The following is a 26,857-nucleotide window of genomic DNA, read 5'->3' as shown; positions in this document are numbered from 1 at the left end:
ACGCGCCGATAACTTCGCCGTACGGATCATCGTTTCCGCAGAGCGGAAGCGGTGGAAGTGGGGGAGGAGCGGACATGAAGCCTCAGCAGCCTCGACAGCCCCAAGAGTCTCAGGAGCCTCGGAAGCCGCGGAAGCCGCGGAAGCCGCAGAAAACGGTGCGGACCAGCCTGTCCGGTGCCGTACGGGCCTCCATCGCCGACTCCCTCGCCGCCGTCGACGCCGAGCTCGCCCGCCGCTACCCCGGCGCCCCGGGCACCCGCCAGCCCGTCCACACCGTCTACGTACCCGCCGACCTGTTCACCGCCGGCACCGTGCGCGACTGGGGCGACCAGGCGCTGGCGGCCCTCGCCGAACACGCCCCCGACGCCGCTTCCTTCGCCGCCGTCCTCGGCCTCCCCGACGACCTCGCCGAACCCGTCCACACCCGGGTCCGGGCCAAGCTGGAACGCGAGCCCGTGGAGGATCTGCGCATCGACTTCGAGGACGGCTACGGCCACCGACCCGACGCCGAGGAGGACGCCGCGGCCGCCCGCGCCGCCTCGCTCGTCGCGGCCGCCTGCGCGGAGGGCACCGCGCCGCCCTATGTGGGCATCCGCATGAAGTGCCTGGAGGCCGCCGTGCGCGACCGCGGCATCCGGACCCTCGACATCTTCCTCACCGGGCTGATGGCGGCCGGCGGACTGCCGGACGGCCTGGTGCTCACCCTCCCCAAGGTGACCTACGCCGAGCAGGTCACCGCCATGGTCCGGCTGTGCGAGGAGTTCGAGAAGGCCCGCGGGCTCGCCCCGGGCCGCATCGGTTTCGAGATCCAGATCGAGACCACCCAGGCCATCCTCGGCCCCGACGGCCGCGCCACCGTCGCCCGTATGATCGACGCCGCCCAGGGGCGGGCCACCGGGCTGCACTACGGCACCTTCGACTACAGCGCCGCCTGCGGGGTCGGCGCCGCCCACCAGTCCATGGACCACCCCGTCGCCGACCACGCCAAGGCCGTGATGCAGGTCGCCGCCGCGGGCACCGGCGTACGGCTCTCCGACGGCTCGACCAACGTCCTGCCCGTCGGCCCCACCGAGCGGGTCCACGACGCATGGCAGCTCCACCACCGCCTGGTCCGGCGGTCGTTGGCGCGCGCGTACTACCAGGGCTGGGACATGCACCCCGGCCATCTCCCCACCCGCTACGCCGCCGTCTACGCCTTCTACCGCGAGGGCCTGGAAGCCGCGGCGGAACGGCTCGCCGCGTACGTGGACCGTACGGTCGGGGGCACCGGCATCGCCGACGAACCGGCCACCGCCAAGGCACTCAGCGGCCATCTGCTGCGCGGCCTGGACTGCGGTGCCCTCGACGCCGCCGAGGTCGAACGACTGACCGGCCTGGCCCGCACCGACCTCGACACCCTGGCAGGCCGCACCCCGGCCACCCCCTGATCGCTCCAGAGATCCGCCGGGTCCAGAGCGGAGTCCTGAGGCCCGTCGGAGCCTCAGGGGCCCACCGGAGCCCGCCGGTTCGACGGGGGCGGGGAGCCGTCCGGGCGCCGCCGGGGCCGCTGATCCGCTTGGACATGTTCGCTCACCCGCACGTGTCACCCGGGATGCGCCCCCGCCGGGGAAGGCGGGAGATGGATGTCATGGCCAAAAGCGCCGTGTCGGCCCTGCTGATCCTGCTCGGTTGCCTGCTCGTACCGGTGTCCGTGCTGACGGTGTGGGTCCACGACATCGTCCTGGACACCGACCGCTACGTGGCGACGGTCGCCCCGCTCGCGAAGGACCCGGCGATCCAGGACACCGCCGTGGACCAGGTCAGCGAGGCCGTCGACATCCGCCACAACAGCCGCGAGATCACCGCCGACATCGCCTCCTGGCTGCGCGCCCACGGCCTGCCGGATCGGGCCGCCGACACCATCGAGGGGCTGGCCCCGCAGTTGGACTCGGCCCTGGACCAGGCGGTGCGGAAGGTCGCGGCGCACATCGTGCACAGCGAGCACTTCCCCGCCGTGTGGACCGGCGCCAACCGGGCCGCCCACACCGCCGTCGTGGGCGCCCTCACCGGTAAGGGCGGCGGACCGGTCGGGGTCGAGGGCCACACCGTCACCCTCAACGTCGGCGCCGCCGTGGAACGGGTCAGAGACCAGTTGGTGGACGCCGGACTCCCTGTGGTGACCGGCATTCCCGACATCCACCAGCGGCTCGTCCTCTTCCACTCCGACCGGCTCGCCACCATCAGGAGGTCGGCGCACTTCCTCGATCTGGCCGGCAACTGGCTGCCCGCGCTGACGGTGACCCTCGGCGGCATCGGAGTGCTGCTCGCCCGTCGGCGCCGCCGGGCGCTCGCCCGCGCGGCCCTGGGCACCGCGCTGACCTCCCTCGCCCTGGCGCTGGCCCTCGTGGTGGGCCGCCGCTACTGCCTCGACCACGTGCCGGCGAGCGTGCTGTCCCGGGAGGCCGCCGCGGTCCTCTTCGACACGGTGGTGCGCTTCTTGCGGGTCACCGTGCTCACCGTGCTGGTGCTCGGCGTCGTGGTGGCGGCCGGCGCCTATCTGGCCGGCCCCGGACGGCTGCCGAGCAGGGTACGCGGCCGGGCCGAGATCCTCGCCGACAGCGCGGCCCGCTGGGGCGCGGACCACGGAATGCGCACCGGACGGGCCGGCACCTGGACCGCGGACCACCGGCGGGGGCTGACGACGGCGGTCCTGCTGGTGCCGGCCGCGGTGTTCGCCCTGTGGAACCATCCCACGGTGCTGACCGTGCTCTTCCTGGTGGTGGTCCTGCTGGCCGCCCTCGCGGTGGTCGCCCTCCTGGCCGCCATGGGCCGGGCGGGGGCGCACGGCAGGGAGCGTTCTGGTTAGGTCCCCCAGCCCCACAGGCCGTCATCAGGCCGTCAGGGCGTCAGGATGAGCACGATGAAGATCAGGCACGCGGCGACATTGATCACCCAGCTGTGGGTGGTGAGCCATTCCCGGAGCCGGGGCATCGCGCGCCGCGCCCGCTCGCCGAGGAGGAGGTAGAGCAGCAGCGGCAGTGCCGCGATCAGCACGGTGGCGGCGATGAACGGCACGGCCGCCGCCAACCCCGCCTCGTGCTGCTCCAGATTCACCCCCACGGTCAGCATGACCACGATGTCGGACGGCATGAACAGGATGATCAGAAAGCCGGTCGTGAGCGCCTTACGGGGACCGGCTTCCATCAGCGAGCCCAGCCACTTCGGCGGCTCGACCGTCCGCCGCCGCACCACGTTCTTCACCGCGACCAGCGCCAGCAGTCCCACCAGCACCAGCTGGACGACCGAGGCGGCCGACCCCGGGTCGGCCGGGCTGCCCTGTGGGACGGCCTGCCCCAGCAGTCCGCACAGCCCCAGGGCGAGAGCGACCCCCGCCGTCGTCGCGGCCGCCACCCCGAGGAGGAACGCCAGGCACACCCGCACCGGTCGCGCGGTGGTCACCAGGATGACGGCGGCCACGATCTGCGGCCCGGCCATCATGGTGACGGCGAGTGGAAGGATCCGGAGGTCCATGGCCGCCCGCCCTTCCGGTCTCCGCCGTGTGGTGACGCCCCGCCTTCCCATTCCTACGCCCCGGCCGTCCCCACGGCATCCGCTGCTGCCCCGCCGGGGTGGGCCGCCGTAAGCTGAGGTCGTGGGCTCTGGTGGGGCCCTCGCGGTCCCGCCGGGCGTGTCCGACGGGAGGCAGACGATGGACTACCCACTGCTGAATGTCTTTCTGACCACGATGTGGGTCTTTCTGTGGATCCTGTGGCTGTTTCTGCTGTTCCGTGTCTTCGCCGATCTCTTCCGCGATGACTCGCTGAACGGATGGGCCAAGGCGGGCTGGACCGTCTTCGTCCTGGTGCTGCCCTTCCTCGGCGTTTTCGTGTACCTGGTGGCACGGGGCCGCGAGATGGGTGTGCGCGAGATGAAGCGGGCCGAGAAGGCGGAGGCGGACTTCCGGGAGTTCGTGCGGACGACCGCCACCACCGGCCGGGCGGAGGAGCTCGAGCATCTCGTGGAGCTCAAGAACCACGGCGACCTCACCCCCGAGGAGTACGAGCGGGCCAAGGCCAAGGTGCTCGCGGCCTGAGCGGCCGGAGAAGAGGGCAAACGGGCACCGTGGCGATGGATCAGTACCGCACCGCCGTGCCCACCTGTGCCGTGATGCGGCCGGTGAGCGCGCGGTGGCTGCGCGCGGTGGCCTTGGTGGGCCGGTGCGGCGGCACTGTGGAAAGGCGCAGCACGACGGCGTCGACCACATCGCCGTCCGCGTTCCGGAAGGTGACCTCCACGGCGTAGTTCGCGGTGTGCGCGCTCTTGTTGGTCACGGTCAGCGGTGCCACGGCCCGTCCCCCGGCGCCGTGGGTCACCCGGCCCACCTTCACCTCGCGCTTGGCCTGGGCACCGCCCTTGATCTTGTCCAGTTCGGCCTTGGCCGACGCCTTCGCGGACGCGATCGCGGCGGAGGCCCGGGACACCTGGGACGACGGGCTGCCCCCGCCGTCCGAACAGCCGACGGCGGCCGGCGCCAGCACGGCCATGAGGCTCACCGCGCAGATCGTCCGCGTTCGGCGCCCGCTCATCGCGTCTCCCTCGTTCCGCCGGCCGGGTCCCGGCCCTCCGCGTCCACCCTCGGGGCGACGGGGGGCCGGGGCAACCGGGACGGGGCCGTTCAGGCGTTCGGAGAGGGAGCGGTGTTCGGGGGAGCGGGCGGCGACGGGACAGGGGCGATGAAGGGCGGTTCAGGGCGTGGAGGTCGCGGGCGGAGGCAGTTCGCCCGACCCGCGCGGGATCAGCCGGGTCGGCAGAACGACCCGCCGCGGGTCCCCGCCCGCGCCGTCGAGGCGGCGGAAGAGCAGATCGGCGGCGGTGCGGCCGAGCTGGGCCGAGTCCTGGGCTATGACGCTGATCCCGGGGGAGAGCAGATCGGCGAGCTCGAAGTCGTCGAAGCCGACGAGGGCCACCGGCGCGGCGGGCGCGGGGCGCTCGGCCAGGACCCGTACGACCGTGACCGTCACCCGGTTGTTGCCCGCGAAGAGCGCGGTGACCGGCTCGGCGGCGTTCAGCATCGCGGTGGCCGCGGCCCGGACCCGCTCCGGGTCGGTGGGGCCGGGCGAGACCCAGGCGTCGTGGACCGGCAGTCCGGCCTCGCTCATCGCCGCGTGATAGCCGCGCAGCCGCTCGGCGGCGGTGTGGATGCCCGGCAGGTCGCCGAGGAAGCCGATCCGGCGGTGGCCGTGGGCGATCAGATGGGCGACCGCGTCGCGGGAGCCGCCGAAGCTGTCGGAGAGGACGGCGTCGGCGTCGATCCGGCCGGCGGGCCGGTCGACGAAGACGGTGGCGACCCCGGCCGCCATCTCGGGGGCCAGATAGCGGTGGTCATGGCCGGCCGGGATGATGACGAGGCCGTCGACCCGGCGCGCGCACAGGGCGAGCACCAGCTCCTGCTCGCGCTCGGGGTCCTCCGCGCTGGATCCGTTGATCAGCAGCGCGCCGTGGGCACGGGCGACCTCCTCGACGGCGCGGCTCAGCGGACCGTAGAAGGGGTCGGCCAGATCCTCCAGGACCAGCCCGATGCTCGCCGTACGGCCCTTGCGCAGAATGCGGGCGCTGTCGTTGCGGCGGAAACCGAGTGCGGTGATGGCCTCCTGGACGCGGCGCTCGGTGTCGGGGGTGACGCCCGGTTCGCCGTTGACCACTCTGGAGACGGTCTTGAGGCCGACCCCGGCCCGTGCGGCGACGTCCTTCATGGTGGGCCGGGTGCCGTAACGGCGTGTGGGGGTGCGGCTGGCGGTGTCCGGGGCGGTGTCGGTCACGGTGCGCTCGTCCCGTCGCTGGTCGTCGTGGGGAAAGGAGTGTCGAGCATAGCCCCTGGACAACGTTGTCAGTCGCGGGAAGACTGGTGCCGCACACCGAACGCCCATGGCCACCAGCACGCCCACCAGGAGAGTCGACACCTATGCCACGTGACCTCATCGCCGCACTCGACATCGGCGGGACCAAGATCGCGGGCGCCCTGGTGGACGGAAGCGGCAAGCTGGTCGTACGCGCCCGCCGCGCCACCCGCGCCCAGGAGGCCGGCACGACGGTGATGCGGCAGGTCACCGCCGTGCTCAAGGAACTGTCGGCCACCGCGCACTGGTCCCGGGTCGCCGCCGTCGGCATCGGCAGCGCGGGCCCGGTGGATGCGTCCGTGGGCACCGTGAGCCCCGTCAACATCCCCGGCTGGCGTGACTTCCCGCTGGTCGCCGGGGTCCGGGAGACCACCGGCGCCCTGCCGCTGTCGCTGGTCGGTGACGGGCCGGCGATGACGGCCGCCGAGCACTGGCAGGGCGCGGCGCGCGGCCGGGAGAACGCCCTGTGCATGGTCGTCTCCACCGGCGTGGGCGGCGGACTGGTGCTGGGCGGCCGGCTGCACCCGGGCCCGACCGGCAACGCCGGGCACATCGGCCACATCAGCGTGGAGCTGGACGGGGACCTGTGCCCCTGTGGCGGACGCGGCTGCGTGGAGCGGATCGCCAGCGGCCCCAACATCGCCCGCCGCGCCCTGGACGCCGGCTGGCGCCCGGGTCCGGACGGCGACACCAGCGCCCAGGCCGTCGCCGCCTCGGCGCGGGCCGGTGACCCGGTCGCGCGGGCCTCCTTCGAACGGGCCGCTCAGGCCCTGGCCGCCGGGATCGCCGCGACCGCGGCGCTCGTCGAGATCGAGGTGGCGGTCGTCGGAGGCGGGGTGGCGGGCGCCGGGGACGTGTTGTTCGCGCCCCTGCGGCGCGCCCTGCGCGACTACGCGACCTTGTCGTTCGTCCAGGGACTGGAGGTCCTCCCGGCGCAGATGGGCACCGACGCGGGACTGGTGGGCGCGGCCGCCGCGGCGGCGCAGGAGGCCCGGCTGGAGGGCTTCGGCCCGGTGGCGGGCACATCCCCGACCGGCGGCTGAGCCCCGCTGCCGCCGTCTCTTCCCCCCTGGGCCGTGCGCCCGGAACGCGGCGGTGGCGCCGCTTGGCGTCGACACCCTGGTTATCGCAGTTGTCGTACGCGAGGTGGTCGATGCCCCCGTCCTCGAGGTAGCCGATGCCCCCGTCGGCGAACCGCGGGGCGTCGAAGCCCGTCAGAGGGACGAGCGCGAGCCCTTCACCGGGCGCGGTATCCGGGGCCGCGCGATCCGTCACTCGGTCGTCTTCGGGCGTTTCCGTGGCAGGGTGATGCGGGCAACTGTCAGGAGGCGATGGAATAGGGGGAAATGTGATCGTCTGGCTGAACGGTGCATTCGGTGCGGGTAAGACCGCCGCGGCCCGTGAACTGGTGGACTTCATGCCCGGCAGCACGTTCTACGACCCGGAGCTGGTCGGTAACGGTCTGCGGATGATGCTCCCGCGCAAACGTCTTGAACAGGTGTCCGACTACCAGGATCTGCCCTCGTGGCGCCGGCTGGTCGTGGACACCGGAGCGGCACTGATCGCGGAGGTCGGCGGCCCGCTCGTGGTCCCGATGACGGTCCTCCGGCAGGAGTACCGGGATGAGATCTTCGGCGGTTTCGCCGCTCGTCGCATCCCCGTGCGGCATGTGCTGCTGCACACCGATGAAACGATCCTTCGCAAGCGGATAGCCGAACGCGAGGAGATACCCGGGGACGCGCACGCGAGCGAGTCCGTACGCCAGTGGTGCCTGGCCCATCTCGCGCCCTACCGAGCGGCCCTGACCTGGCTGACCGCCGACGCCCATGTCGTGGACACCACCGGGCTCACCCCGCGCCAGACCGCCGAGCACATCGCCGACGCCGTCCGCGGGGGCGCCGGGAGCTGCGACATCGTGCAGACCCCGGAGCCGACGGCGGAGACGCTGGCCGCCGGAGTGCTGCTGTTCGACGAGGAGGACCGGGTGCTGCTCGTCGACCCCACCTACAAACCCGGCTGGGAGTTCCCCGGCGGCGTCGTCGAGCCGGGCGAACCCCCGATGTGCGCCGGGGTGCGCGAGGTCACCGAGGAACTGGGCGTACGGCTCGATGAACCGCTGCGGCTGCTGGTCGCCGACTGGGAGCGCCCCCAGCCGCCCGGCTACGGGGGCCTGCGGCTGCTCTTCGACGGCGGCAAGCTCTCCACCGAGGCCGCCCGCGAGGTGCTGCTGCCCGGTTCCGAGCTGCGCGGCTGGCGCTTCGTCACCGAGACCGAGGCCGCCGCGCTGCTGCCGCCGGTACGGCTGAGCAGGCTCCGCTGGGCGCTGCGCGCCCGCGAGCAGGGCCGCCCGCTCTACCTCGAAGCGGGCGTCCCCACGGGCTGCCCCTCACCGGCTGACCGCCGCGGTGCGACGGAAAGCGCGGCCACGTAAAGCGGTGCGACGGCAAGCGGTGCGGGGGAAAACGCGGCCACGTAAAGCAGGGCAACGGGAAGCGGCGCCACGGAAAGCGCCGCCACCCAAAGCGGCCAGGAAGGGGAGGCTCAGCCCTTGCCCGCCGCGTACATCCCCAGGAACAGCGCCTCGGTGAGCGAGAGCTTCTCCAACTCCTGCGGGGAGACGCTCTCGTTGACCGCGTGGATCTGGGCCTCCGGCTCGCTCAGCCCGATCAGCAGGATCTCCGCCTCCGGGTAGAGCGAGGCCAGGGTGTTGCACAGCGGGATCGAGCCGCCCTGTCCGGCGATCGCCATCTCCTGCCCGTCGTACGCCAGGCGCATCGCCTCCCGCATCGCCGTGTACGCCGGGCTCGTGGTGTCCGCGCGGAACGGCTGGCCCTGACCGACCTGCTCCACCGAGAGCCGCGCGCCCCACGGCACCGAGGACTGGAGGTGCTCGGTCAGCAGCCGGTTCGCCTCGGCCGCGTCCACGCCCGGCGGCACCCGCAGGCTGATCAGCGCCCGCGCGCTCGCCTGGACGGACGGGGTGGCGCCGACCACCGGCGGGCAGTCGATGCCGATCACGGTGACCGCGGGACGTGCCCAGATGCGGTCGGCGACCGTACCCGAGCCGATCAGCCCGACCCCGTCGAGCACCTTGGCGTCGTTGCGGAACTCCTCTTCCGGATACTGAAGTCCGTCCCACACCGCGTCCGCCGCCAGGCCCTTGACCACCGTCGAGCCGTCCTCGGCGCGCAGCGAGTCCAGGACGCGGATCAGCGCGGCGAGCGCGTCCGGGGCGGCCCCGCCGAACTGGCCGGAGTGCAGGTTCCCCGCCAGGGTCTCCACCGAGACCCGCAGCATCGTCATACCGCGCAGCGTGGCCGTGACCGTCGGCAGCCCGACCCGGAAGTTGCCCGCGTCGCCGATCACGATCGTGTCGGCGGCCAGCAGCTCGGGGTGGGCCTCGGCGTAGCGCTCGAGCCCGCCCGTGCCCTGCTCCTCGGAACCCTCCACGATCACCTTGACGTTGACCGGGACCCCGCCGTGCTCCTTGAGCGCGCGCAGGGCCGTGAGGTGCATGATCACGCCGCCCTTGCAGTCCGCCGCGCCCCGCCCGTACCAGCGGCCGTCGCGCTCGGTCAGCTCGAAGGGCGGGGTGAGCCAGGCGTCCTCGTCCAGCGGGGGCTGCACGTCGTAATGCGCGTAGAGCAGCACGGTCGGGGCGCCGGCCGGGCCGGGCAGGAAGCCGTAGACGGACTGGGTGCCGTCGGGGGTGTCCAGCAGCGCCACGTCCTCGAACCCCTCGGCGCGCAGCGCGTCGGCGACCCAGCGCGCCGCGGCCTCGCATTCGTCGCGTGGGAACTGCGCCGGGTCCGCGACCGACTTGAAGGTCACCAACTCGGCCAGTTCGGCCCTGGCGCGCGGCTGTAGGGCGGCGACGGTGGCGGCGAGAGGTGCCTGCTCCATGGGTGACACTCCTGGGTTGCGACGGGCAAGCGGCGGGATGCGCTGCGATGGGCACGTTTGTACGGCTCGTGACCGCGTGGCCGATCATCCCACAGCGGGGTCATCCATCGGCGAGCCGTAGGATGCCGGGTAGGCGGATCAGATCGGTCGATTGGGAGCGGATCCACACGTGAGCAGCGACAACGCAGCCCCGGACAATGAGACGGTATGGGACGTGGTCGTGGTGGGCGCGGGCCCCGCGGGTGCCTCCGCGGCCCACGCCGCCGCCTGCGCCGGGCGCCGGGTGCTGCTGCTGGAGAAGGCCGAACTGCCGCGCTACAAGACCTGCGGCGGCGGCATCATCGGCCCCTCGCGCGACGCGCTCCCGCCGGGGTTCGAACTGCCGCTGCGGGAGCGGGTGCACGCGGTGACCTTCTCGCTGAACGGCAAGCTGGCCCGTACCCGCCGCTCCAAGCAGGCGCTCTTCGGGCTGATCAACCGGCCGGAGTTCGACGCCGCCCTGGTCGAGGCAGCCAAGGACGCGGGCGCCGAGGTCCGTACGGGCGTCGCGGTCACCCGCGTCGAGCAGCACGGCCCGGCCGTGCCGGACCGGCGCACGGTCGCCGTGGTGCTCGCCGACGGTGAGACGGTGCTGGCGCGGGCCGTGGTCGGCGCGGACGGCAGCGCCAGCCGCATAGGCGCGCATGTCGGCGTGAAGCTCGACCAGGTGGATCTCGGCCTGGAGGCGGAGATCCCCGTTCCGCCGACCGTCGCGGAGGACTGGGCGGGCCGGGTGCTCATCGACTGGGGCCCGATGCCAGGGAGTTACGGCTGGGTCTTCCCCAAGGGCGACACCCTGACCGTCGGCGTCATCTCGGCGCGCGGCGAGGGCGCCGGGACCAAGCGCTATCTGGAGGACTTCATCGCCCGGCTCGGCCTCGCCGGATTCGAGCCGAGCATCTCCTCCGGCCATCTGACCCGCTGCCGCTCCGACGACTCGCCGCTGTCGCGCGGCCGGGTGCTGGTCTGCGGGGACGCGGCCGGGCTGCTGGAGCCGTGGACGCGCGAGGGCATCTCCTACGCGCTGCGCTCGGGCCGCCTCGCGGGGGAGTGGGCGGTGCGCGTCGCCGAGGCGCACGACGCGGTGGACGCCCGCCGCCAGGCCCTGAACTACGCCTTCGCGATCAAGGCGGGGCTCGGAGTGGAGATGGGCGTCGGCCGCCGCCTCTACGCGGTCTTCGCCCGCCGCCCCGGGATGTTCCACGCGGCGATCACCGGCTTCCGCCCGGCCTGGCGCGCCTTCACGAAGATCACCCGCGGCACCACGACCCTGGGCGACCTCGTCCGCACCCACCCGGCCGCCCGCCGCGCCCTGGCGGCGATGGACCGGGGCTAGGCCCGCAGCGATACCGGCCCCGGGGCGGGCATCGCTCCGGGCGGGTGCGTCGTGAGCGACGCCGGCCCGGGACGGGGCGGGGTACGGCCTGGGTGATGCCGGTTCAGGGAGGGGCGTGGCCTGGGTTGGGGGCTTCCCGAGCGACGGCGCCCTGCGCGAGGGGTGCGTCTCGGCGAGGCGCCCACCGGACAGGGCCCGAGCGTCATCCGCCACGGGTGGGCTGGAGCCGCGGGTGGACGACGACGCCCCGCGACCGGGGGCGGGGTGACGGGCGGCGGTAACGGTCTGGTCGGCATGACGGCGGGGTCCGCGTCCGGGCCCGGATTCCGGTCTCGGACAGGAGGAACACACCGGTCCCGGGCCGCCGATGACCAGGTCCTGGTACGCGCCGGTCTCCACGCCCTGCCGTCGGCGCAGCCGGACATCGAGGTTGGTCCGCGAGGCCCCGACGCGGAGTTGACCGAGCGGGAGCGGGAGGTGACGGCCCTGGTGGGCATGGGGCCGTCGAACCAGGAGATCGCTCGCCGACTTGAGGCCGGCCCGCTCACCGCCACGACCCATGTGAGCCGCACCATGGTCGAACCCGGGGCCCGGGACCACGCCCGACTCCTCGTGCTCGCCTACACGTCGGGCCTGGTCCGGCCCAGTTGGTTCGGCTGAACGTAACGGCTCCCGGGTACGCGGCGGTCAGAACAGTCCCTCTGGGGCCTCGGCTTCCCGTTCCCACGCCGCCACCGGCGCCGTCGTCGGGGCGTCCGCCGCGGCCGAAGCCAGGGGCCAGCCCGCCAGCCGGCGGGTGTCCAGCAGCAGGGTCCGGCCGTCCGTCGAGGTCAGATGGATGTCCGGGCCCGCCACGGCGTCGATACGGCCGACCACGGTGGCCCCGGGGACGAGCTGGATCAGCCCCAGCGCGGGGCGCACCCGGTCCAGATGGAACGCCGCGTCATGGTGCACGGGCTCGAACGGCGCCAGGGCCAGCGACTCCGGCAGACCGCTCAGGCCGCGCGCCCGCCGGTGGAGCGCGGCGAGGTCGGCCGCCCGCCGCTCCGGGGGCGGCGGGGCCTCGCGGGCGGCGCGCTTGGCGGCGTAGGGGAAGCGGTCCGGGACGCCGAGCGCGGCGCCCAGCACGGCCTCGGCGCGCCGCGCGGCCATCAGCGGGCCACGGCCCAGCAGGCAGTACGAGAGCGCGGCCTGCTCCAGCAGCCGGGCCCCCTCCCGCTCGGCCGCGGTGATCCCGACCTTGAGCAGTTCCGGGCCGAACCAGGCGAGATAGACGTCGTAAGGGCGCGGATCGTCGGTACGGGTGTCGGCGGCCACGGAGTACGAGCGGTCCAGCCGGGCGCAGTCCGGGCACTGGGCGGGGACGGCGGCGGCCGGGACCTCGGCCCCGGCCGGGCAGGGGGTGTGCCGGGCGCCCCTGCGGACGCCGACGCACTCGCGCCGGGGCCCGGTGGTGAAGGAGAGCGGGCGGTCCGGCGTCAGCGGGGAGATCCGTTCACCGTGGAGCGGGTGGCGCCAGACCAGCGCGGGCCCGCGGCGGTCCCAGCGCGATCCCGCGCATTGCCAGTGTGACGGCCGCGGACCCGGGGCCATCAGCGCCGCTGCCGGGAGAAGAGCCACAGCACCCGCACCAGGCGGACCGTGAACCCGACGGTGGCCGCGGCGAAGGCGGCCGTCTGCCAAGCCGTCTCCTGGGCCCGGCCCAGGTCGTCGAAGAGCGCGGGGCTCGCGACCGCGACGTAGAGCACGGCCGCCAGCAGAGCGGCCGTGACGAGGGCGAACACGATCTCGACGGTGAGCGCGTCGCGTTCGTCCTGGGAACGGGGTCCGGTCATCTCGTATCAGCCCTCCGTCGCCTGGTGTCCGTCGGCCGGTGCCGGGTCAGTCCGCCCCGGCCCGCTGCCCGTCACGACGCTTCCGGCGCACATACAGTTGCTTCCGCACGCGTGCCACGACCGTACCGTCCGCGGCGACGACGTCGTTCTCGAACCACGGCAGCGCCTTGCCGCCGTCCGCCGTGGCCTCCAGGATCTCCTCCAGGCGCTCCTCGGTGAGCTTGAAGTCGGCGAACACATCGCCGCGGCCGGGCGAGACGAAGTCGATCTCGCCGGCCTTGTCCCAGACGATGTACTCCCGGCCCAGCCGGTTCATCACCAGCAGCATCCAGAACGGGTCACTCATCGAGAACAGCGAACCGCCGAATTGGGTGCCCACGTAGTTGGCGTTGAAGCGGCGCAGCCGCAGCCTGACCCGAGCGCTGCTCCAGTCCTCGGCCAGGTGGACCACCCGTACCCCGGCGAACAGGTAGGGCGGCCAGCAGTTCATCGCGCGCCGCAGACCGCGCGGAGACATCGAACGACGAGACATGACGCGAAGCTAACACGACACCCTACTCGCCGGTAACCGATGTGACCGGCGCATCAGACGCCCGAGCGCTCCCGCCAGAGCGTGGCCAGCTCCGCGTCGCCCGCCACGCTCAGCGCGGTGATCGGCAGCCGGTTCCAGAGCGCGAGATAGAGATCGTGGGCCGGCCCGCCGAGCTCACAGTCGGCCGCGCCCTCACCGCCGCGCTCGATCCGCGGTACGTCTTCCGACAGCCGTATCGTCCAGACCGCGTCCCGGTCCGAGGCGCTCACGCGGAGGGTGCGCGGGACCTCCGTGCGCACCCGGGACCGCGCCAGGCTGTGGAAGCCGATCAGCAGCTCGTCGACCCCGTCGGCGGCGAACTCCGGGGTGCACCGGGAGAAGTCCCCGCCCCGCGCCGCTTCCGCGTCGACCCGGTGGACGGCCGTCTCATGGGCCTGGCGCCGGGCCCAGAACTCCAGCGGGGACGGCGCGGGCAGAAAGGTGAAGCACTTCACCTCCGGATCGGCGGCGGTCAGCGTGTCCACGAGCGCGCGGTGGCACTCGCGGTACCACGCCACCAGCCCGGCCGCGTCCAGCTCCGGCGCGGCCGGCGCCGGCACCCGCTCCGTCAGCCCCTCGGCGACGAAGCGCGTGGCCCACAGATGCACCCCGCCCAGATGCTCCAGCAGATCCCTGACCCGCCAGCCGGGACAGGTGGGCACCGGGGCGTCCACCCCGGCCTCGGCCGCGGCGGCGGCCAGCAGCCGGCCCTCGCGGTCCAGGATCTCGATCAACGCGGCAGTCTCCATGGGCGCATCATGCCAGCCACCACCGACAGAACCCGAGCCGCGCCGGAGGAGGGGCGGGCGAAGGGGCGGCCGGCCGGGGAGGGGTCAACTCCCGGACGGCCGCGTGGCGTTCCGCGTCCCGTACGCGACGACCGCCGCCACCGCCGCCAGCGCCGCGACCGTGGTGAGCGCGACGGGCAGCGAGTACCAGTCGGCGAGGAAGCCGATCGTGGGCGGGCCCAGCAGCATGCCGCCGTAGCCGAGTGTGGAGGCCGCGGCGACCCCGCCCGGTCCGGTCAGCGCGCCGGCCCGTGCGATCGCGACCGGGAAGAGGTTGGCCAGCCCCAGCCCGGTGACCGCGAAGCCGAGGAGCGCGAGCCAGACCGTGGGCGCGAGCGAGCCCAGCAGCATGCCGGCCGCGGCGGTGGCGCCGCCCGCGATCAACGTCCTGGTCTGGCCGAGCCGTTCGAGCAGCGCGGTGCCGGTCAGCCGGCCGACGGCCATCATCAGGGCGAAGACGGAGTAGCCCGCGGCGGCGAGTCCGGCGGACGCGTCGAGGTCCTGGTGCAGATGGAGCGCGGCCCAGTCGGCCATCGCGCCCTCGCCGTACGCCGTGCAGAGCGCGATCAGGCCGAAGACGGCGACGAGCCACCGGACGCGGCCCGGCCGCGCCCCGGGCGATGGCTCGGGGGCGGCGGCAGCCGCCCCGGACCCCGGCCCGGCTGCCGACTCGGCCGGCGGCTCGACGTCCCCCGGCGGCGAGGGCACCGGTGGCGAGGGCACCGGCTGCGTGAGCAGCGTCCGGCCCGCGGCCGCCGCGAGCAGCAGCCCGAAGACCGCGAGCAGCGCCAGATGGCGGGTGGGGGAGAGGTGATCGGCTATCAGTCCGCCCAGCCCGGCCCCGGCCATCCCGCCCAGGCTGAAGGCGGCGTGGAAACCGGGCATGACCGGACGGCGCAGGGCGGCGATGAGATCGACGGCCGCGCTGTTCATGGCCACGTTGAGCGCGCCGAACCCGGTGCCGAAGACGAGCAGCACCAGCCCGAGGGCGAGTGCGGAGTGGGTCAGCGGCGGCAGCGCGACGGAGGCCGCGAACAGCGCCCCGGCGGCGACCGTCGTCGGGTGGTTGCCGAAGCGACGGCAGAGCCGTCCGGTCGCCATCATCGTGGCCGTCCCGCCCGCGGACACCCCGAGCAGGGCCAGCCCCAGCGCGCCCTCCGAGGCGCTCGTCTGGTCCTTGACCGCGGGGATACGGGCGACCCATCCGGCGAACACGAAGCCGTCGAGGAAGAAGAACGCGGTGATGGCGGCGCGGAGTCGGGCGAGGTCACGATCGGTGGTGGCGGAGCGGCGCGCGCCCCGGGTGGCCGTCCGTGTTTTGTTTCGAGTCGGCACAAAGTGAGAATAGGGGCGTGACCCAGACACGGACAAGGCTCGAGCGCGGCCGAAGCGCTCTCGGCCCGGCGCTGGAGCTCGTCCACACCGGCCGCGCCCCCACCCGCGCCGTGCTCACGGCCGAACTCGGGGTGACCCGCGCGACCGCGGGCGCCGTCGCCGCCGAGTTGGAGGCGCTCGGCCTGATCCAGGTGGACTCGCGGCCGCTCGGGGCCGCCGGGGCGCAGGGTCGTCCCTCGCACCGGCTCTCGATCGCCCCCCACGGGCCGGTCGTGCTCGCCGCCCAGGTGCACGCCGACGGTTTCCGGGCGGCGCTCGTCGGGCTCGGCGGCCGGATCGTGGCCACCGCCCCGGGCTGCATGACCGTGCCCGCGGACCCGGCACACGTCATCGACGCGGTCGTCGAGGCCGGTGCCCAGCTGCTGCGGGAAACCGGCCGCCGCTGTGTGGGCGCGGGGCTCGCCGTCCCGTCCGCGGTCGCCGAACCGGAGGGCACCGCCCTGAACCCGCTGCACGTCGCCTGGCCCGCGGGCGCTCCGGTGCGCGAGCTGTTCACCCGCAGCCTGGCCGCCGCGGGCGTCCGCGGCGACGACCGGGGGCCGCTCATGGGCTTCGCGGGCAACGACGTCAACCTGGCCGCGCTCGCCGAACACCGCCACGGCGCGGGCGGCGGCGCCCAGCACCTGCTCTGTGTCGCCACCGGGCACCGGGGCGTCGGCGGCGCGCTGGTGCTGGACGGACGGCTGCACACGGGCAGCGCGGGGCTCGCCCTCGAGGTGGGCCATCTGACCGTCAACCCCGAGGGCCCGCCCTGTCACTGCGGCAGCCGTGGCTGTCTGGACATCGAGGCCGACCCGCTCGCCTTCCTCACGGCGGCCGGGCGCGACCCGGGCCCGGAGCTGTCCCTGTTGCAGCAGGCCCGCGACCTGCTGCGCGAGGAGTACCCCACGGATGGGTCCGTACGGGCCGCCGTCGAGCAGCTCATCGACCGCCTCGGCCTCGGACTCGCCAACCTGGTCAACATCCTCAATCCCGACCGCATCATCCTCGGCGGGCTGCACCGCGAGCTCCTGGAGGCCGACCCGGAGCGGCTGCGCGCGGTGGTGGCGGAGCGGAGCCTGTGGGGCCGGAGCGGGGGCGTCCCGATCCTGCCGTGCACGCTGGACTACAACAGCCTGGTGGGGGCGGCGGAGTTGGCGTGGCAGCCGGTACTGGACGACCCCTTGGCGGCGCTGGGCGTGAGCTGAGCCGGCTGCTGCCGGACCGGGCGAACCGCCGCGCCAGGCCGTGCGGCGAGGTCGCCGAGGCCGCCGGGAGCCGTCCTTACGGCGGTCACCACTGCCGTCCCCGGGGGAGTGCGTCCAGGTCCGGGGCCGACACATGGAGCACCTGGTAGCGGTCGCCGGGCTCCGAGGGCGGTGCGGAGTCCTCCCAGAGGGTGAAGTGGATCAGCTCCCAGCCGCGCGGGTCGATGCCGAGGGCCGCCGCGTGGACGCCGTCCGTGAGGGCCCGTTCGGCCAGCCGCGCCAGCGCGTCCTCGACGGCGGCCGCCGGGTCGGCGGCGGCCGGGACCGGCGTGGCGTGGCGGGTGGCGGCGCGTGGTACGGCGCCCGTGGCCGGGCCCCGTTCGAAGGCGAGCCCGTGCCAGTGCTCGACCGGGGGCCTGCCGAAGTCCCGGACGATGCCCTGGAATCCGGGCCCCCACAGGAAGCGGTTCATGGCCTCGGGCGCGGTCCACAGATAGAACGGGGCGTACTGATGGACCGGCGAGCCGTCCACACCGCGCTCACGGATGCCGTACGCCTTGAGGCCCAGTCCCGGGAAGTCGTCGAGCAGCGGCCCTTTCGTCTCCACCCGGCGCCGGATGATCCGCATGTCGTAGTCGGCGGGCAGGGTGATCCGGTACTGCATGGCGAGCATCGGTGACGTCATGGCGTCAGCGTACACACTAGTAGGTACAGAACGTTGTCAGGCCGTCCCGCCTCGCGGGAGGCGGGACGCTCGCTCAGGGGGATACGGCCGACCGGGCGGCCGCGGGGGCTCGATCGCGCACTGCGGGCGCCGGAGCGGGCGCGACGGCCGGTGCGGGCGCCGGGGCGACGGGGGTCGGGGCCGGTGCCGGAGCCACGGGTGCGGGAGCCGGGGTGACGGGTGCGGGGGCCGGCGCCGGGGCGGTGGCGGGCTCGGGCGCGGGACCGCTGATCGGCGCCGGGCCGGTGATGGGCGCGGGACCGGTGATGGGCGCGGCGGGCGCCGGTGCCGGGCGGGAGACGTCCGTGCGGCGGGGCGGCGCGCTGCGGCCCGCTCCATGCGCCGCGAAGGGCGACGTGGCGGTGGTGGTGGAGCGCGGCACGGCCAGCGTGAACCAGACCACCTTCCCGCTGCCGTCGTCCCGCGCGTGCATTCCCCAGCTCTGGCTGACGGCCGCGACCAGCGCGAGCCCCCTGCCGTGCGTGGAGACGGGATCACAGTCGCGGAGGCGGGGCAGCCGGGGATCCTGGTCGCGGACCGAAACCGTCAGCCGGTCCAGCATGAGGGCGATCTCCACCGTGCACTGTTTGTCCGGCTCGGCGTGCCGATGCACATTGGTGAGCAGTTCGGTGACGCCGAGCGCCGCCGGGTCGATGAGCGGATCCAGATGCCAGTAGCGCAGTTGCGCCGACACGATTCTGCGGACCTGTCCGATCCGCGACGGCAGGGCCTGGAGCTCCACCGTGCAATGCCTGCTAGGACGACTGATCACGGCTGCGACTCCCTGAAGAAGTTGGGGCTAGCCTGATGCAGATGCGGGCGACGAACACGTTCAGCAGTGGTGGCTGCTGGGCGCGACCGGTGGGACGGTTCTCAGCGTCACCGCTTGTTGACCCTCAGTGATACTGATACGCGTCCAGGGTCGGTCCCACCGCGCGCCTGCGCAACTCGGCCGCCCCCCTACTTCCGGGTGCGCCCCCGGGCCGACCGGACGGCGTCGAGGAAGCGGCTGGCGGTGCCGGAGCCGGACTTGGCCGAGGTGGACTTGGTGTCCTGGGAGCCGAGGGTGAGGCGGTAGCGGGTGCCGTTCACGGTGGCCATGGCCTGGTCCCCGTCCACGAACCAGGGCTTGCTGGCGCGGACCGACTGCACCGGCGCGCTGTCGATCTCGCGGCCGTAACTGGTCAGCAACTCCAGCCTGCCGTCCTTGATCAAGACCTGTCCGGCGCGGGTGACCGAGCGCAGGAACCGCTCGATCCGCACTCCCCTGGCGTTGAACTCGGTATCGGCCATCACAACCGCCTCCCCGATGGCTCCGACGGGCACATGTGCCGCCGCCTCTCATTTTCCCTGCTGCGCAGTGTGCCCGTGACCGGCCCGGGACACCAGGGCGCACCGGGGGACAATGAGGAGCGAACCGGCACGAGTATGCCACTCGGGCTGGGCACGGGCACAAGCAGGAGGAGTGGGCGTTGGACGGCACGGCGGGCGGAATCACCGAGACGATCGACGTGGACCGCAGCGACCACGGCTACCGCGGGTGGCTGAAGGAGGCGGTCCGCAAGGTGCAGGCGGACGCCCAGCGGTCCGCGGACACCCATCTGCTGAGCTTCCCGCTGCCCGAGCGCTGGGGGATCGACCTCTACCTCAAGGACGAGTCCACCCACCCCACGGGGAGTCTCAAGCACCGTCTGGCACGTTCGCTGTTCCTCTACGGGCTGTGCAACGGCTGGATCCGGCCGGGCAAGCCCGTGATCGAGGCATCCAGCGGCTCGACCGCCGTATCCGAGGCGTACTTCGCCAAGCTGATCGGAGTGCCCTTCATCGCGGTGATGCCCCGCACGACCAGCCGGGAGAAGTGCCGCCTGATCGAATTCCATGGCGGCCAATGCCATTTCGTGGACGACCCGCGGACGATGTACGAGGAGTCCATCACCCTCGCGGCGGAGTCCGGGGGCCACTACATGGACCAGTTCACCTACGCCGAGCGGGCCACGGACTGGCGCGGCAACAACAACATCGCCGAGTCGATCTATCAGCAGCTGCGTCTGGAGCGCTATCCCGAACCGGCGTGGGTCGTGGCCACGGCGGGTACCGGCGGCACCTCGGCGACCATCGCCCGCTACGTCCACTACATGCAGTACGACACCCGGGTGTGCGTCGCCGACCCGGAGAACTCCTGCTTCTTCGACGGCTGGGTGCACCACGACACCGGTGCCTCCAGCGACCACGGCTCACGCATCGAGGGCATCGGCCGCCCCCGGATGGAGCCCAGCTTCGTACCGGGCGCGATCGACCGGATGATGAAGGTCCCGGACGCGGCGAGCGTCGCGGCCGTCCGCGCCCTGGAGCGGGTCATCGGCCGCAGGGCGGGCGGCTCCACGGGGACCGGGCTGTGGAGCGCGCTGCGGATCGTCGCCGAGATGGTCGCCGCGGGGCGGACCGGGAGCGTGGTGACGCTGTTGTGCGATCCGGGGGAGCGGTATCTGGACAAGTACTACTCGGACGCGTGGCTGGAGGAGCAGGGACTGGACATCGAGCCCCATGCGAAGACGCTCGACGTCTTTCTCGCCACCGGCACCTGGACCGACTGACGTACCGACTGACGGACCGACTGGCGGGCCGACTGGCGGCCCGATTGACGTACCGGCCGACCCCGGGCCGGTACGGACGTCAGGCCGCCGCCAGCCGGCGGTCCAGGGTCCGCACCGCCTGGTGGAACGCGCGCCGCAGACCCGGCCGCAGCACCCGCACGGCACCGCGCAGCAGCGCCGTGCCGTCCAGCGCGAAGACGTAGCGCACCACGGTCCCGCCGCCCGAGGGCCGCAGCGTCCACTCCTCCAGCAGGGCCCGCAGCCCCGGTGCGTTGGTCTCGTCGACGCGGTAGGCGTAGCGCTCGTGCGGATCCGCCGCCATGACCGTCTCATGGAAGAGGGTGCCGCCCTTGAGACGGATCTCCCTGCCCTTGCCGCCGTCCGTGGGGCGGGCCCCGGTCACCTGCCGGTACCACCGCGGCCAGCCCTCGACGTCGGCGAGCGCCTCGAACACCGCCTCCGGAGCGGCCGAGATCTCGGCGACGAAGACGAGCCGCACCGGGGCGGTCTCGGCGTACTCCAGTCCGACGGAACGCAGCCGGTGTGTCATGGACACACGATAAATGACATGACGTCAGATGTCTGCGGTGCGCGACGGCTCGCCCGCCACCACCAGCTCCGGCAGGTACTCGGAGATCTCCGCCCGCGCGTCCTCCGGCAGCCCCGGGTCCGTGACCAGCGCGTCGACCTGGTCCAGCGAGGCGAAGGAACTCAGCCCCACCGTGCCCCACTTGGTGTGGTCCGCGACCACCACCACCCGCCGCGCGGCCCGGACGAAGTGGCGGTTGGTCTCCGCCTCCGCGAGGTTCGGCGTCGACAGGCCCGCCTCCACCGATATGCCGTGCACCCCCAGGAACAGCACATCGAAGTGGAGCGAGCGCACCGCCGCGTCCGCGACCGGCCCCACCAGCGTGTCCGACGGCGTCCGCACCCCGCCGGTGAGCACGACGGTGGCCGCGCCGGGGCGCGGGCCCACGCCGCCGAGCGCCGCCGACCGCTGGGCGTTGTAGAACACATCGGCCACCCGGACCGAGTTCGTCACCACGGTCAGATCCGGCACCTCGAGCAGATGCTGGGCCAGCGTGAAGGCCGTGGTACCCCCGGCCAGGCCGATCGCGGTGCCGGGCGTGGCCATCGCGGCCGCCGCCTTCGCGATGTCCTCCTTGGCGCTCAGCTCGAGCTCCGACTTGGCCTCGAACCCCGGTTCGTACGTGCTCGCCTCGGCCACCGGCACGGCCCCGCCGTGCACCTTCTCCACCACGCCCAGCCGCGCCAGCGCGTCGAGATCGCGACGGACCGTCATGTCCGAGACATTGAGCTTGCGCGTCAGCTCGTTGACCCGCACCCCGCCGCGCCGCCTGACCTCATCGAGGATCAGGGCACGCCGCTGCTCCGCGAGCAGGTTGTGGTTGTCGCTCACCCTGCCTCGTCTCCTTCCGGTCGGCCCTCGTCGCCCGCGCGTTCATCTTCGCACGGGGCGGGGACAGCCGAGGGGCGCAGTACCCCGGGTCACGATTTCGCCACGCCCGCCCCGTCAGGGTCGGGAGCGGGGACCGGTGGGCACACTCTGGGAGCAGAACGACCGCACCGCACCGGATCGGGGGACACGGTGGCATCGACCACGCGTACGGACACACCGGCCGACGCGACGCAGCCGGCGACGTCGGCCGGTGCGGGCGGAGCGCCGCCGCCCGACCTGGAACTGCTCGTCCACGGAGTGGGCGGCACCACCCCCCAGGAGATGCTGGACGATCCGTGCACCAGCCTGGTCACCGGCGACGAGACCGCCGCGGTCTACCGCAGGGCCGAGGACGTGGACGCCGAGCGGCGCCCGCCGCATGAGCGCGAGGAGCCGGGCCGCGAGGGCCCGATCCGCGAGGCGTACGTATGGTGCAACCTCACCTCGGGCAACAGCTCCCGCGCCCTGTGGCTGCTCCTGCTGCCCTTCATGGTCGCCAACCTCGCCCACTGGATGCGGCCCCCGGCCGACCGGCGCGAGCGGACCGTGCGCACCTACGGCCTGTTCGTACGGCTCGTGGCGCTCAGCCTGACCGTGCTGCTGATCGCCGGTGCCTGTGAGGTGGCCCTGGACCTGGTCGCCTGGCAGTGTGCCGGTTCGGCCGACTGCGCCGCGGACACGTCCTGGCTGGCCTTCCTCTCCCCGGAGAACCACGGCTGGTGGAGCCAGCCCGGCCGCAGGCTCGCGCTGGCCGCGGTGCTGCCCGGCGCGCTCACCGGACTGCTGTGGTACCTGTCCAACCGCACCTGGAGCGCGTACGAGTCCTCCCCGCCGCTGGAGCGCCCCGTCGACGAGGCCGCCCCCGAGGCCGGCAACCGCCCCGCGCTGTGCCTGCCCGGCTTCTGGTACGGCCGCCGGATCGTGGCCCGGCTGCGCGCCGCGCACACCGCCGCCGGGTTCCTCACCATCGCGGCGGGCCTGACCCTGCCCACCACCACCTACGACCGCAAACCGGGCGGCAGCGGCCTCCAGGACGCCGCGGGCTGGGCGCTGCTGGCGCTGATCACCCTGGGCGCGGCCGCGGTGGTGGCCGTGGTGTGCCACCGCGGCCGCAGCGAGACCAAGGTCGACGGGGAGCTGGACCGCATCACCATCACCGCGCTGCCCGGCGCGGCCCTCGCCGTGCTGGCGCTCTCCGTCCTGCACGCCGGCTGGTCCCGCCCCGGCTGGGTCTCCACCGGCAAGCTCCCGGGCAACCAGGCGTTCTGCGCCATCGTCATCGGGGAGGGCGCGCTGATCGTGGCCATGGCGGTGTGCGCCCTTGCCCTCCACCGGGCCGCGCGCTCCGGACACGGCGGATACGCCCTGGGCCGCACCCCGCTGCTCGGGCTGGCCGGACCCGCCGTCGCCACGCTCGCCTGCGGGCTCGGCGCGGTGCTGGCCGGCGGTGTCGCCCAGCGGTTCGCCGACTGGCTGGACGGCGGCGCCACCCCCGGTGAGGGGCCGGGCATCGCCCCGCCGGTTCTGCTGACCTGGCTGGCCACGGCCATCCCCGCACTGCTGCTGGTCCTGCTCGGACTGCTGCTGATCTTCAGCGTCAGGGTGTGGCGGGTGCGCAACCGGCTGCTGCCGACCATCATGGACGGCTATCCGGAGGAGCGCCCCGACGCCGTGCGCACCCGGCGGATCGCGGGCACGATCGCCCGCGCCGGCCTCACCGACTCCGTCCCGTGGATCGTGGGCCCCGTCGCGCTGTTCACCCTGCTGCTCGGCGCCCTCGCCATCGTCGGGGCCTGGGTCACGGACGAGGTGCCGGGACGGGCCGCCGACGGCGCGCCCGGGGTCGTGGACGCCGCCGCCCAGACCGCGCAGGCACTGGGCTCCTGGCTGATGGGGCTGGCCTTCCTGATGCTGATCACCTGGGCCCGCCGCGCCTACCGCAGCCCCGCCGCCCGCCGCACCATCGGCATCCTGTGGGACGTGGGCACCTTCTGGCCGCGCGCCGCCCACCCCTTCGCGCCGCCGTGCTACGCCGAGCGGGCGGTGCCCGATCTGACCTGGCGGATGGAGACCTGGACCCGCCGGTACGGCGGCCGGCTGGTCATCTCCGGCCACTCCCAGGGCAGTGTGCTGGCCGCCGCCGCGGCCTGGCAGGTGGACCACCGCACCCGCGGCCGGATCGCGCTGCTCACCTACGGCTCACCGCTGGAGCGGCTCTACGGGCGCTGGTTCCCCGCCTACTTCGGCCCCGACCAGCTGCTCTCGCTCCACGGCGAGATGCGCCGCTGGCGCAACCTGTGGCGGTACACCGACCCCATAGGCGGCCCCATCCGGCTGCCCGACGGCAGCGGGCCCGAGGTCGACTGCGACCCGTTCAAGGACCCGATGGTCTACGGCCGTACGCCCGAACACCCGCTGCCCGCGCCGATCCTGGGGCACGGGGACTACCAGGCCGACCCGCTCTTCGACCGGGAGCGGGCCGGGCTGCTGGCCCGGCTGCCGGAGCAGACGCCGCCGCCGGAGGAGGCCGGTCAGATGAGCTCCGGCAGGTCCTCCGGATAGAGCAGCGTGAGGTCGTCCGTGGTCGGGTCGCTCAGCTGGGCGACCCGGCCCGCGTGCCGCTCCACCATCGCCTCGAAGGTCTGCCGGGCGGTGCGGCCGTTGCCGAACGCCGGGCCCTTCGGCAGCGCGGTGAAGTACTTCAGCAGCGCCTCCGCCGCCCCCTCGCCGATCCGGTACTCCTGCTCCTCGGCCTGCTGCTCCACGATCCGCAGCAGCTCCTCGGGGGCGTAGTCGCCGAAGGTGATGGTGCGCGAGAAACGGGAGGCCACACCGGGGTTGACGGTCAGGAAGCGCTCCATCTCGGCGGTGTACCCGGCGACGATGACCACGACCTCGTCCCGGTGGTCCTCCATGAGCTTCACCAGGGTGTCGATGGCCTCCCGGCCGAAGTCCCGGCCGGAGTCCTCCGGCGAGAGGGCGTACGCCTCGTCGATGAACAGCACTCCGCCGCGCGCCCGGTCGAACGCCTCCTGGGTGCGGATGGCCGTGGAGCCGATGTGCTCACCGACCAGATCCACCCGGGAGACCTCCACCAGATGGCCGCGCTCCAGCACCCCGAGGGAGGCCAGGATCTCGCCGTAGAGCCGGGCGACCGTCGTCTTACCGGTGCCGGGGGAGCCGGTGAAGACCAGATGGCGGCGGACGGAGGCGGCCTTGAGCCCGGCCTGCTGACGCCGCCGGCCCACCTCGATCATGTCGGTGAGGGCCCGCACCTCGCGCTTGACGCTCTCCAGCCCGACCAGCGCGTCCAGTTCGCCCAGCACCTCGGTGGAGGGGCGGACGGCGACCGGGGGCTCGGCGGCGGGCGCGGCGGTCTGGGCGGACCGCTGCGCCGGGACCCCGCCCAGCAGCCCGCCCGTCGAGGCGGCGGTCTGCACGGCGGGCGCGGTGACACCGGGCGCGGCGGGCACGGCCGGAGAGCCCGGCGCCGTGGTGGCGCTCTCGTCGCTGGTGCAGTCCTCGACGACCGGACCCGCCTCGGAGAACTCATAACCGCCGCGCGCGCACCGCTCCGTACGGCACCGGGTCAAGGTGGTGCGGCAGCCATCGATGATGTGGAAGCCATAGCCCCCGCTGCCGGTCACCCGGCAGCCGGTGAACGTGCCGCGGCCCTCGGCGGAGACATAGAACCCGGCCTCCGTCGGCCCGGAGACCGTGGTGCGCTCGACCGTCGGATCGGCACCCTTGGTGACGATCACTCCGGTGGAGGCGCCGTCTATGGTGCAGTTGGCGAGCGTGCCGCCGCTGCCGTGGTCACGGAACCACGCCCCGGTGGCCGCCTCCCGGATCCGGCAGTCGTCCAGCTGGACGATGGCCCCGTCGCTCACCGAGACCGCGGTGGACCGCACCTGCGACAGATCGCTGTCGACCACATCGACCCGCGACCCCCGGTCCAGGACGAACAGCGCGTCCGGCACCTCGCGCACCCGGCACGAGTCGAGCACGGCGGTGGCCCCGTCGCTCACCCACACCGCCGGGTAGTCGCCGGTGCTCTCGTGCAGCTCGCACTGGTTGGCGTCGACCCGGGTACCCGGGTCCCACACCGACAGGCCGTTGCGCCCGAAGCGGCGCACCGTGGAGCGGGTCAGCGTCAGCACCGAACGCGACCTCAGATCGATCGCGTTCTCCGGGATGTCGTGGATCTCGCAGTCGGCGAGCGTGAGCACCGCGTCCGTGTCCAGGTTCACCCCGTCGGACGTGGTGCGGTGCACCCGGCAGTCGGTCAGATGCCCGGTCGCGCGCCCGGAGACCTGCACCCCGGCGCCCCGGATCTCGTACACCTCGCAGCCGACGGCCTCCAGGGAGGTGTGCTCACCGGTCAGCGAGAGCCCGGCCCCGGAGGCGTGGTGGATCCGGCAGCGCTCCAGGCGCGGCCGGGCGCCGCCGCGCACCGCCACCCCGGACTGCCCGGCGGCCACCACCTCGCACTCCTCGAACACCCCGCCCGCGCCGTCCAGCACGCTGAGCCCGACGCCCGCGGGGTTGTCCACGGTGCAGCGCCGCACGGTCGGCCGGGCGCCGCCGCGCACCTCGATGCCGACCGCCGAGCGGGTGGCGACCCGGACGTCCGCCAGCTCCGCGGTGCCGTCCTCGATCAGCAGCGCGGGGGCGGCCGAGTCCTGGCCCTCGACATGCAGATCCTGGACCGTGGCGGAGGCCCGTATCGTCAGCGCGACGCCGTCCACCGGTGCGATCCGCACCGAACCGCGGGCGGAGCCCTCGGGCCCGCGCAGGGTGACGGCCCGGCCCACCACCAGATTCTCGCGGTAGGTGCCGGGCGAGATGGAGAGCACATCACCGTCCCCGGCGGCCTCCAGGGCAGCCGTGAGGGAGGCGTACTCTCCGGTGCGGCGCCGCCACCGCGACGTTCCGCTGTGCGTCACCTGGACGACCGAGCCCTGTGCCATGGTGCTGCTGTGCCCCCACCTCGTGCGTTGTCGGTGTGCGCGCCTGACCGCCGCTGCCGACTGCCGCTGCGCATATGGAGTGCCCACCGTAGCGTGCGCACGGCACCGTGAGTTGACGTGCCTGTGGACCACGGGCGGGATTGGCGTTCATATGACAATTAACGGCCCGTCCATGGGCGC

At 73.7% G+C, this 26,857-nt stretch carries 23 protein-coding genes and 2 pseudogenes; 10 read left to right on the top strand and 15 right to left on the bottom strand.

The annotated features are described in order from the left end of the window. Positions 1 to 155 precede the first annotated feature (155 nt). Entirely contained in the window at positions 156 to 1,427 is a 1,272-nt protein-coding gene (locus tag PS467_RS07150; protein ID WP_311034504.1) for a DUF6986 family protein, read from the top strand. Positions 1,428 to 1,627: 200 nt separating this feature from the next. Continuing rightward, complete coding sequence (locus PS467_RS07145; protein WP_311034503.1) at positions 1,628 to 2,845, top strand: hypothetical protein; 1,218 nt, start codon at positions 1,628 to 1,630, stop codon at positions 2,843 to 2,845. Between the two features lie 32 nt (positions 2,846 to 2,877). Here PS467_RS07145 and PS467_RS07140 read toward each other — a convergent pair whose 3' ends face one another. Then, positions 2,878 to 3,510 (bottom strand): GAP family protein, encoded by a 633-nt coding sequence (locus tag PS467_RS07140; protein ID WP_311034502.1) that lies wholly within the window; start codon positions 3,508 to 3,510, stop codon positions 2,878 to 2,880. Between the two features lie 178 nt (positions 3,511 to 3,688). Between PS467_RS07140 and PS467_RS07135 the strand changes: the two genes are divergently transcribed. Beyond that, positions 3,689 to 4,072 carry an SHOCT domain-containing protein gene (locus PS467_RS07135; RefSeq protein WP_311034501.1) on the top strand — a complete coding sequence of 128 codons (384 nt, stop codon included), beginning with the start codon at positions 3,689 to 3,691 and terminating at the stop codon, positions 4,070 to 4,072. A 40-nt stretch (positions 4,073 to 4,112) separates the two neighbouring features. Here the strand turns inward: PS467_RS07135 and PS467_RS07130 are convergent, their stop codons facing one another. Together PS467_RS07130 and PS467_RS07125 are read right to left on the bottom strand one after the other, a co-directional pair. Further along, entirely contained in the window at positions 4,113 to 4,565 is a 453-nt protein-coding gene (locus tag PS467_RS07130) for a hypothetical protein (RefSeq protein ID WP_311034500.1), read from the bottom strand. Positions 4,566 to 4,724: 159 nt separating this feature from the next. After that, positions 4,725 to 5,798, bottom strand: a complete 1,074-nt coding sequence (locus PS467_RS07125) for a LacI family DNA-binding transcriptional regulator (protein ID WP_311034499.1) — start codon at positions 5,796 to 5,798, stop codon at positions 4,725 to 4,727. Positions 5,799 to 5,941: 143 nt separating this feature from the next. On the opposite strand from PS467_RS07125, the gene PS467_RS07120 reads away from it, so the two are divergent. Both PS467_RS07120 and PS467_RS07115 read left to right on the top strand, forming a co-directional pair. Next, positions 5,942 to 6,919 (top strand): ROK family protein, encoded by a 978-nt coding sequence (locus PS467_RS07120; protein ID WP_311034498.1) that lies wholly within the window; start codon positions 5,942 to 5,944, stop codon positions 6,917 to 6,919. 305 nt (positions 6,920 to 7,224) lie between these two features. Continuing rightward, positions 7,225 to 8,307 carry an NUDIX hydrolase gene (locus PS467_RS07115; protein ID WP_311034497.1) on the top strand — a complete coding sequence of 361 codons (1,083 nt, stop codon included), beginning with the start codon at positions 7,225 to 7,227 and terminating at the stop codon, positions 8,305 to 8,307. 110 nt (positions 8,308 to 8,417) lie between these two features. Here the strand turns inward: PS467_RS07115 and PS467_RS07110 are convergent, their stop codons facing one another. Continuing rightward, positions 8,418 to 9,779, bottom strand: coding sequence for a dipeptidase (locus tag PS467_RS07110; protein ID WP_311034496.1), 1,362 nt, complete (start codon positions 9,777 to 9,779; stop codon positions 8,418 to 8,420). Between the two features lie 169 nt (positions 9,780 to 9,948). Here PS467_RS07110 and PS467_RS07105 point away from each other — a divergent pair, with 169 nt between their 5' ends. Both PS467_RS07105 and PS467_RS07100 read left to right on the top strand, forming a co-directional pair. Continuing rightward, positions 9,949 to 11,154 carry a geranylgeranyl reductase family protein gene (locus PS467_RS07105; protein ID WP_311034495.1) on the top strand — a complete coding sequence of 402 codons (1,206 nt, stop codon included), beginning with the start codon at positions 9,949 to 9,951 and terminating at the stop codon, positions 11,152 to 11,154. Positions 11,155 to 11,604: 450 nt separating this feature from the next. Next, positions 11,605 to 11,814 (top strand): annotated as a pseudogene (locus tag PS467_RS07100) (LuxR C-terminal-related transcriptional regulator); the annotation flags it as partial. Between the two features lie 27 nt (positions 11,815 to 11,841). Here PS467_RS07100 and PS467_RS07095 read toward each other — a convergent pair. The 5 genes from PS467_RS07095 to PS467_RS07075 all read right to left on the bottom strand — a co-directional run bounded on the left by PS467_RS07095 (position 11,842) and on the right by PS467_RS07075 (position 15,683). Beyond that, positions 11,842 to 12,747: a DUF2797 domain-containing protein gene (locus tag PS467_RS07095; protein WP_432280721.1), complete on the bottom strand. Its 906-nt coding sequence runs from the start codon at positions 12,745 to 12,747 to the stop codon at positions 11,842 to 11,844. Further along, positions 12,747 to 12,989 carry a DUF6332 family protein gene (locus PS467_RS07090; RefSeq protein ID WP_311034493.1) on the bottom strand — a complete coding sequence of 81 codons (243 nt, stop codon included), beginning with the start codon at positions 12,987 to 12,989 and terminating at the stop codon, positions 12,747 to 12,749. The genes PS467_RS07095 and PS467_RS07090 overlap by 1 nt, the downstream gene beginning before the upstream one ends. Before the next feature lie 46 nt (positions 12,990 to 13,035). Further along, entirely contained in the window at positions 13,036 to 13,521 is a 486-nt protein-coding gene (locus PS467_RS07085) for a DUF4442 domain-containing protein (RefSeq protein WP_311034492.1), read from the bottom strand. A 53-nt stretch (positions 13,522 to 13,574) separates the two neighbouring features. Continuing rightward, on the bottom strand, positions 13,575 to 14,309 hold the full coding sequence (locus PS467_RS07080; RefSeq protein ID WP_311034491.1) for a maleylpyruvate isomerase family mycothiol-dependent enzyme: 735 nt from the start codon (positions 14,307 to 14,309) through the stop codon (positions 13,575 to 13,577). A gap of 84 nt (positions 14,310 to 14,393) precedes the next feature. Then, a complete protein-coding gene (locus PS467_RS07075; RefSeq protein WP_311034490.1) occupies positions 14,394 to 15,683 on the bottom strand; it encodes an MFS transporter in 1,290 nt (429 codons plus the stop codon). Positions 15,684 to 15,700: 17 nt separating this feature from the next. On the opposite strand from PS467_RS07075, the gene PS467_RS07070 reads away from it, so the two are divergent. Further along, a complete protein-coding gene (locus PS467_RS07070) occupies positions 15,701 to 16,930 on the top strand; it encodes an ROK family protein (RefSeq protein WP_311034489.1) in 1,230 nt (409 codons plus the stop codon). A gap of 85 nt (positions 16,931 to 17,015) precedes the next feature. Here the strand turns inward: PS467_RS07070 and PS467_RS07065 are convergent, their stop codons facing one another. From PS467_RS07065 to PS467_RS07055, 3 genes and pseudogenes are all read right to left on the bottom strand, one after another. Beyond that, positions 17,016 to 17,603 carry a DUF4865 family protein gene (locus tag PS467_RS07065; protein ID WP_311039781.1) on the bottom strand — a complete coding sequence of 196 codons (588 nt, stop codon included), beginning with the start codon at positions 17,601 to 17,603 and terminating at the stop codon, positions 17,016 to 17,018. A gap of 367 nt (positions 17,604 to 17,970) precedes the next feature. Further along, positions 17,971 to 18,426 (bottom strand): annotated as a pseudogene (locus PS467_RS07060) (ATP-binding protein); the annotation flags it as partial. Positions 18,427 to 18,614: 188 nt separating this feature from the next. Further along, positions 18,615 to 18,947, bottom strand: coding sequence for a hypothetical protein (locus PS467_RS07055; RefSeq protein ID WP_268970650.1), 333 nt, complete (start codon positions 18,945 to 18,947; stop codon positions 18,615 to 18,617). A 179-nt stretch (positions 18,948 to 19,126) separates the two neighbouring features. On the opposite strand from PS467_RS07055, the gene cds1 reads away from it, so the two are divergent. Then, the gene (cds1, locus tag PS467_RS07050; RefSeq protein ID WP_311034488.1) at positions 19,127 to 20,248 is read left to right on the top strand and encodes an L-cysteine desulfhydrase Cds1; all 1,122 of its coding nucleotides are present in this window, start codon (positions 19,127 to 19,129) and stop codon (positions 20,246 to 20,248) included. 79 nt (positions 20,249 to 20,327) lie between these two features. Here the strand turns inward: cds1 and PS467_RS07045 are convergent, their stop codons facing one another. Together PS467_RS07045 and PS467_RS07040 are read right to left on the bottom strand one after the other, a co-directional pair. Continuing rightward, positions 20,328 to 20,798 (bottom strand): SRPBCC family protein, encoded by a 471-nt coding sequence (locus PS467_RS07045; RefSeq protein ID WP_311034487.1) that lies wholly within the window; start codon positions 20,796 to 20,798, stop codon positions 20,328 to 20,330. Between the two features lie 24 nt (positions 20,799 to 20,822). Next, positions 20,823 to 21,668 carry a DeoR/GlpR family DNA-binding transcription regulator gene (locus PS467_RS07040; protein ID WP_311034486.1) on the bottom strand — a complete coding sequence of 282 codons (846 nt, stop codon included), beginning with the start codon at positions 21,666 to 21,668 and terminating at the stop codon, positions 20,823 to 20,825. A 189-nt stretch (positions 21,669 to 21,857) separates the two neighbouring features. On the opposite strand from PS467_RS07040, the gene PS467_RS07035 reads away from it, so the two are divergent. Continuing rightward, positions 21,858 to 24,269 (top strand): hypothetical protein, encoded by a 2,412-nt coding sequence (locus tag PS467_RS07035; protein ID WP_432280548.1) that lies wholly within the window; start codon positions 21,858 to 21,860, stop codon positions 24,267 to 24,269. On the opposite strand, the gene PS467_RS07030 is transcribed toward PS467_RS07035, so the two are convergent. Next, positions 24,239 to 26,677 carry a right-handed parallel beta-helix repeat-containing protein gene (locus PS467_RS07030; protein WP_311034485.1) on the bottom strand — a complete coding sequence of 813 codons (2,439 nt, stop codon included), beginning with the start codon at positions 26,675 to 26,677 and terminating at the stop codon, positions 24,239 to 24,241. The two genes, PS467_RS07035 and PS467_RS07030, sit on opposite strands and share 31 nt — an antisense overlap. Positions 26,678 to 26,857 lie beyond the last annotated feature (180 nt).

The sequence above is a fragment of the Streptomyces luomodiensis genome, from assembly GCF_031679605.1.
GTDB lineage: Bacteria > Actinomycetota > Actinomycetes > Streptomycetales > Streptomycetaceae > Streptomyces > Streptomyces luomodiensis.
The sequence above is the reverse complement of the archived record's forward strand: the minus strand, read 5'-3'. Positions and strand labels throughout refer to the sequence as shown.